The organism is Phenylobacterium sp. (assembly GCF_020253645.1).
Classification (GTDB): domain Bacteria; phylum Pseudomonadota; class Alphaproteobacteria; order Caulobacterales; family Caulobacteraceae; genus Phenylobacterium.
This window is the reverse complement of sequence record NZ_JADCBG010000092.1, coordinates 1-6,084: the sequence shown is the minus strand read 5'-3', so window position 1 is coordinate 6,084 and position 6,084 is coordinate 1. Positions and strand designations below refer to the sequence as shown.

The 6,084-nt window shown below is 66.1% G+C and carries 5 protein-coding genes, 1 tRNA gene and 1 pseudogene; 3 read left to right on the top strand and 4 right to left on the bottom strand.

Annotated elements, in window-relative coordinates; translation table 11 throughout:
• The 3 genes and pseudogenes from gatB to INE98_RS06580 form a co-directional block, all read left to right on the top strand.
• Positions 1-326, top strand: a pseudogene (gene gatB, locus INE98_RS06590) (Asp-tRNA(Asn)/Glu-tRNA(Gln) amidotransferase GatCAB subunit B); the annotation flags it as partial.
• Positions 327-352: 26 nt separating this feature from the next.
• A complete protein-coding gene (locus INE98_RS06585) occupies positions 353-1,222 on the top strand; it encodes an enoyl-CoA hydratase-related protein (protein WP_293537562.1) in 870 nt (289 codons plus the stop codon).
• A 75-nt stretch (positions 1,223-1,297) separates the two neighbouring features.
• Positions 1,298-1,387 (top strand) — tRNA-Ser (locus INE98_RS06580).
• Between the two features lie 348 nt (positions 1,388-1,735).
• On the opposite strand, the gene INE98_RS06575 is transcribed toward INE98_RS06580, so the two are convergent.
• The 4 genes from INE98_RS06575 to INE98_RS06560 form a co-directional block, all read right to left on the bottom strand.
• Positions 1,736-2,620 (bottom strand): formylglycine-generating enzyme family protein, encoded by an 885-nt coding sequence (locus tag INE98_RS06575; protein ID WP_293537561.1) that lies wholly within the window; start codon positions 2,618-2,620, stop codon positions 1,736-1,738.
• Between the two features lie 123 nt (positions 2,621-2,743).
• Positions 2,744-3,691 (bottom strand): prolyl oligopeptidase family serine peptidase, encoded by a 948-nt coding sequence (locus INE98_RS06570; RefSeq protein ID WP_293537559.1) that lies wholly within the window; start codon positions 3,689-3,691, stop codon positions 2,744-2,746.
• Positions 3,692-3,735: 44 nt separating this feature from the next.
• Complete coding sequence (locus tag INE98_RS06565; protein WP_293537558.1) at positions 3,736-5,124, bottom strand: sulfatase-like hydrolase/transferase; 1,389 nt, start codon at positions 5,122-5,124, stop codon at positions 3,736-3,738.
• Positions 5,125-5,214: 90 nt separating this feature from the next.
• A partial coding sequence (locus tag INE98_RS06560) for a PHB depolymerase family esterase (protein ID WP_293537556.1) occupies positions 5,215-6,084 on the bottom strand: 870 nt, incomplete at its 5' end.

Genomic DNA, 6,084 nt, shown 5'->3' with positions numbered 1-6,084 from the left:
CGGACGAGATCGCCGAGCTTGTGGCCCTGATCGAGGAGGGGGTGATCTCCTCCAAGATCGCCAAGGACGTCTTCGAGCGGATGTGGGCGGGCGAGGGCCGTCCGCGCGCCATCGTGGAGGCGCAAGGCCTGCAGCAGGTGTCCGACACCGGCGCCCTGGAGGCCCTGGTCGACCAGCTGATCGCTGACAATCCGGGTCAGGCCGCCGCCGTGCGCGACAAGCCCCAGGCCATCGGCTGGTTCGTCGGCCAGGTCATGAAGGCCACCGGCGGCAAGGCCAATCCTGGCTCGGTCAACCAGATCCTGAAGGCGAAGCTCGGGCTCTGAGCCCGGCGAATGGAGGAGGAAGCGGCATGGCTTCGGCGTTCGAGACGGCCTGGACCTGCTTCGAGGTCACCCTCCAGGACCGGGTGGCCCACATCCGGCTGAACCGGCCCGAGGCCTTCAACTCCATGAACCGCGCCTTCTGGAACGAGCTGCCGGCCATTGTCGACGACATCAGCGACAACGCCCGAGCCCGGGTGATCGTCATCTCCTCCACCGGACGGCACTTCACCGCCGGCATGGACCTGCAGAATTTCGCGGGGGTCGGCGGCGGCGGCGGCGGGACGGGGGAGGGGCCCCGGCGCCCGGACATCGCCGGCGAGGCCTCCCGCGCGCACCTGGAATCGCTCCAGGACGCCTTCTCCTGCCTGGACCGGGCCCGCATGCCGGTGATCGCCGCCATCCAGGGCGGCTGTGTCGGCGGCGGGGTGGACCTGACCGCCGCCTGCGACATCCGCTACGCCAGCGCCGAGGCCTTCTTCTGCATCCAGGAGATCAACATCGGCATGACCGCCGACGCCGGCACCTTCCCGCGGCTCTGCCGGCTGATCCCGCAGGGCTGGGTGCGCGAACTGGCCTATACCGGGCGGCGCCTGCCCGCCGAGGCCGCCCGCGAGATCGGCCTGGTCAACGCCGTCCTGCCGGACCCTGAGGCGGTGGTCGCTCACGCCCTGGCCGTCGCCCGGGAGATCGCCGCCAAGTCGCCCCTGGCGGTGGCCGGGTCCAAGGTGATGATCAACTACGCCCGAGAGCACGACACCGAGACGGCCCTGGACTATCTCCGCGTCTGGCAGGCGGGCATGTTCCCCGCCGCCGACATGGCCGAGACCTTCAAGGCCCGGCAGGAGGGCCGCGAGCCGGACTTCCCGGACCTGAGGCCTGTCCATCGCGGCATGTAGGGAAGGGGAGCCGGAAGCAGGCCGTTGCGCCGCAACGCCGCCTTCGGCTAAGAGAGGCGCTCCCCGCCGGGGACTGGTGACGTGGCCGAGTGGCTGAAGGCAACGGTTTGCTAAATCGTCATACCCGAAAGGGTATCCAGGGTTCGAATCCCTGCGTCACCGCCACCCACCCTCCCGACATCCCTGCCTGAGCAGAGCGGTTCCGCCATGTCGCGGAACCTGCGGGCCTATTCGCACCCGAACCGTCTGTGGAGACGCCCCTGGGGGCGGGGTTCGAGGGGCGGTTCAGGCCCGGAACGGGGCGCGTCTCCGGGGGCGGCCTGAAAGTCTGGGATCAGGTGCAGGCGCGGAAGCTCAGAAACCTGACGAGGAACCGAAGTATCCGCCGCGTTGTCTTCGGGTCGGGCCCAGTCCGGAACGGAAGTGAGACGAGGATGGGCCGAAACGCGATTTCCTTCGGAGCCCGGGTGCTGCCGGGCCGCCAGCAAGGCGTCGAACGCCGGGTACAGGCAGCTAGCCGACGACCCTGAAACCCGTATTCGATGTGGCGCTTTCCGGCGTATTGGCTGAGCGGGCCGCTACCCGGTAGCGGTTGCAGTGGCTGGCGTGACAAAGAAATGATCCGCCGCGAATGACCCGGTGTGATCCATCAGGAGGGCCGACGGGGTCGGGACCGGCCCGCCGGGGGTCCGGTTGAGCCGTCCAGACATCTCTGCACCACTCCCAGACATTGCCCGCGACCTCGAAGAGCCCAAATCCGTTCGGCGGGAAACTCCTTACGGGGCATGTGCCATGATGACCGTCTTCTGCGGTGTCGGCCTGCGGAAAGTCACCCTGCCAGATGTTGCACATGTGGGCGCCGCCGGGGGTCAGATCATCGCCCCAGGGATACCGGGCGCCGACGAGGCCCCCCCTCGCCGCCGCCTCCCACTGCGCCTCCGTGGGCAGCCGGACGCCGGCCCATTCGCAATAGGCGCAGGCGTCATTCCAGGAGACATGGACAACGGGGTGTTCAGTCTTGAGCAGGACATGGCTTCCCCTCCCGGCCGGCCAGCGCCAGCAGGCGTCCGGGACCTCCCACCACCAGGGCGAGCCATCGATGCGCCGCCTTACGCTCTTGGCCACCCGGCGTGAAACCAGAGTGTGAAAGACGAGGGAGGACCCGAACCGCTCCGCTTCCGTGCGGTACCCGGTCGCCTTCACAAAGTCGGCGAACTGGGCGTTCGTCACTGTGGTCGCTGAAATGCTGAAGTCAGACAGGGTGACCCGCCGAGGGGGGCCTTCGCCGTCCTCTGGGTTGGCGTCTGCATCCTCGCCACCCAGCAGGTAGGACCCTCCAGGGATCGGGAGCCAGTCGAAACCGACACCCGGTTCTCTTCGAAGGTTGTGCTCCTTCATCCCCGCTTCCGGGCGAGGCGATTGAGGGGTGCAGCAACTCATGAGAGGCTTCCGGCAGGTGGGCGCATCACGATGCCGTAGATGCCCAAGCCGCAAACGGCTTCGGAACCCGACGCCGGGATCCTAGCGCGACAGACACTTGGACAGAAAGGCCTGGATAACGGCCCGCCCCTGTTCCTCTTCCGCCAGTTGCTCCGGCGTCTTGGGGCCCGCTTCGATTCGAAGGCCATCGCCTGCCCTGCCCCAGTAGTATCCGTGTCCACTCTCCTTGACCTTCAGGACTTCCACCTTGCGGCCGGCGGCGCGCATTGCGGCGATTGTCGGCTCGACCAGGCGGGCGGGGACCTGGATGTCCCCTTCGCTGATCAGGAATAGCGCGGGAATGCGGATGTCCGCGGCGTTCCGCTCGATGCTCTTGTCCTGGATGACTTCGTCGAGCTTCGCCCCAGCGAGGCCGCGGGCGGTCAGGCCCGCCAAAAGCGCATTGCGGGTCGAAGACATGAACTGGACACTTGCCGGACGCATGTCCGAGAGGGGCGGGCGGGCGAAATCGCCCCGGAGGTAGAGATCCGGATTCGTCATCCAGGGCGCACCGGCGACGACGCAGGCCGCCTCATCACCCGTCCGGATCGCCGTCCGAAGAACGAGGTTGCCGCCATGGCTGCCGCCGAGAAGGGCGACGCGGCTCCTGTCGAGGGAAGGGTTCCGCTTCACGTAGCGAAGCGCCGCAATCACATCTTCCTCCTCGTCGCCGAGGATCGCACCATCGCGAAAGCCGATGGAGAGGATGGCCCAGTTGCTACGATCCAGCATCTCGACCGTTGGCGACGGGCTGCGCCCCTCAGGCGTCGCAAGCGTCCGGATGAAGGCGAAGTCTCTTCCGCCCCTGCCCCCGTGGACGGTAATGACGGTCGGGAACGGGCCCGGTCCCGGGGGCTGGTTCAGAACGGCCTTGAGTTGGAGGCCATCTCCGGACGGAATCTGGATTTCCGTCACCGTCCTGCCAGGGGCCGCCCATGCCGCCTGTGAGACAAGAGCAACTGCAAGCGCCAAACCGGCCAATAGCTTCATCGGATACCTCCTGATCCCGCACCCGGACGGGCGCGCCTTAAGCCTCAGTATCTGGCCACGACCTCGACTCCGGCGATCCGTGTCGTGGTCACCCGACCGGTCATCCGCGAGGGCGTGTTCCCTGCGTTCCAACGGTTCCACTGCGCCCTGAGCTCCTCCGCCTTGCCCGGATTGGACCCTGCAAGGTCCCTTGTCTCGGAGGGATCGCGCCGAAGGTTGAAGAGAAACGTCTTCCGTCCGCCGGCGGGGAGATCGACTTCTATGAGTTTCCAGTCGCCCTTCCGGATTGCGAAGTCCGTTCCGGCCCGCCAGTAGAGGGCGTCATGTGCGGGCGTCGAAGGGTTCCTGACAGGCGCGCGCAGGTCCACCCCGTCGAAATCCTTCACCTGGTCTTCGAGACCAGCGGCGCCAAGGATGGTGGCCCCCAGATCTAGGGAAATCACCGGCTGTGAGTAGGTTCGAGGAGCCTTCCAGCCCTTCGGCCAGCGGATCAGGAAGGGGGTCCTTATGCCTCCCTCCCCAAGATCACGCTTGTGTCCATTGAACGGCGCATTGGAACAGACCTCGGCAATGTAGGGCGGACATCCGTTGTCGCTCACGAAGAGGACCAGTGTGTCATCCCGTAACCCCCTGCGATCAATATCCCGGAGCACCGCCCCTACGCTGTCGTCGAGGGCGGTCACCATGGCGGCGTAGGCCCGTTTCCGGGGGTCGGCGATGTGGGCTACGCGGTCGACATAAGCCTTGGTCGCCTCCAGCGGGACATGCGGCGCATGGTGGGCGAGCACAAGGAAGAAGGGACGATCCTCCGAATCCGCCCGGGCGAGGAAACTCAGCGCCTCCCGGTTCAGGACATCGGTCTTGTAGTCGTCGATTTCGACCGGTGAGCCCATGCGACTGAAGCCCTGCGATCGCGTCCGCTCGAGGGGTTCGCCTTCGGTACGAAGCAGGAGGTCCCCCTCCTTCGGATTGAGGATGTAGGACCCGCCGCTGGCGAACCCGAAGTAATATTCAAAGCCGCGTTCCAGCGGCGATGCTCCGGCGCGACGTCCCTCCAGGTGCCACTTTCCGATCAGACCGGTGAAGTAACCGGCCCGTTGCAGGCGTCCTGCTATCGTAGGGACGCCCGGTGGGAGCGACATCTCCGCCTGGTCGCTGGCGCTTCCCGGGTTGAAGTCATGGCCGAAGCGGGCCTGGTAGCGCCCGGTATGAAGACCCGCCCGCGACGGACTGCATACCGCCGCAGTCACGTAGGCGTTCGTGAAGAGAGTGCTCTCTCTTGAGAGGCGATCGAGGTTCGGGGTCGCAAACGGACCGGAGCGCAGATACCGGACATCACCGACACCCAGATCATCGGCAATGATCAGGACGATGTTGGACGGTCGCGTTTCGGCCAGGGCGGGAGGCGCGCTGCAGCACAGGGCGACCGTCACCGCAATGCTCTTTAGGCTCCCAGGAATTCGCACGATGGTCAGACTCCTGTCGATGTCCCCGGGATGAGCCCGGAGCCCTCACGGGTGTTTTCAGCGGCTGAAGCGTTTGAGGAAGGCCCATGCTTCCTCGCTGCTGTCGAAGTCGTTCGTCGATCGGCCGCCCAGCTCCTCGGCGAGCGCCGCCTTGTTTCTGGACCTTCCCGGAAGCCCGTGACCTGCACCGTTCATCCGGAGGAACGCCACTTCGACGCCATCCCGACACGTCTTCCATGTTCGCCCCTCGGTGGTCATGCCATCTTCAGGATCGCGGTCGGGGAGGATTCGCAGCTCTGGATCACCTGAGCAGCCATTCGCCCGGACCCAGAAACGCAGGGTCTCTTCCGCCGGAAGCACACGGCCCTGGTCGACTTGTCGCCCCCCTACGGGACCCCCTGCATAGGGCACCAGCGGGTCTGCAGTTCCATTCATCATCAGGATTGGCAGGGCCTGACTGGGCCTGCACGAGCTCTGAAGAGGTTCCGGGAGGCTGGCCACCATCACGACAGCGCCCGCGATCAGGTCGGTCATCTCGCAGGCTAGGCGGTGAATCATCATGCCGCCATTTGATCCGCCGACGAGGTAGATGCGTCGCGGATCGACCTGTGGCAGGGCGCGCAACTCGCCGATCAGAGCCCGGAAGAAAGCGACATCGTCCGTGTTTTCCAGTCGCCTGAGCATATCCGGCGAGGCGCGACCAGCATTCCAGCCATAGTTCACGCCCTGCGGATAGACGGCGATGAACCCCTCGCGATCACCGATATCGTTGAACCCCATCTGCCGAGCCCTGCGACGCGCTGTCCCGTTTCCACCGTGAAGGGCGATCACTACGGGCAGGTTGCGGGCCTCAGTCGGGGGCGCATGGATGAAATAGATCCTCTCACTCCCACCCGCCCTGAGCTCGCGTTGCGTCAACCCCTCCAT

Bases quoted from the DNA above. Each gene is read 5' to 3' on its own strand.
- INE98_RS06585 (WP_293537562.1), top strand. From the start codon at position 353: ATGGCTTCGGCGTTCGAGACGGCCTGGACCTGCTTCGAGGTCACCCTC.
- INE98_RS06575 (WP_293537561.1), bottom strand. From the start codon at position 2,620: ATGAAGGAGCACAACCTTCGAAGAGAACCGGGTGTCGGTTTCGACTGG.
- INE98_RS06570 (WP_293537559.1), bottom strand. From the start codon at position 3,691: ATGAAGCTATTGGCCGGTTTGGCGCTTGCAGTTGCTCTTGTCTCACAG.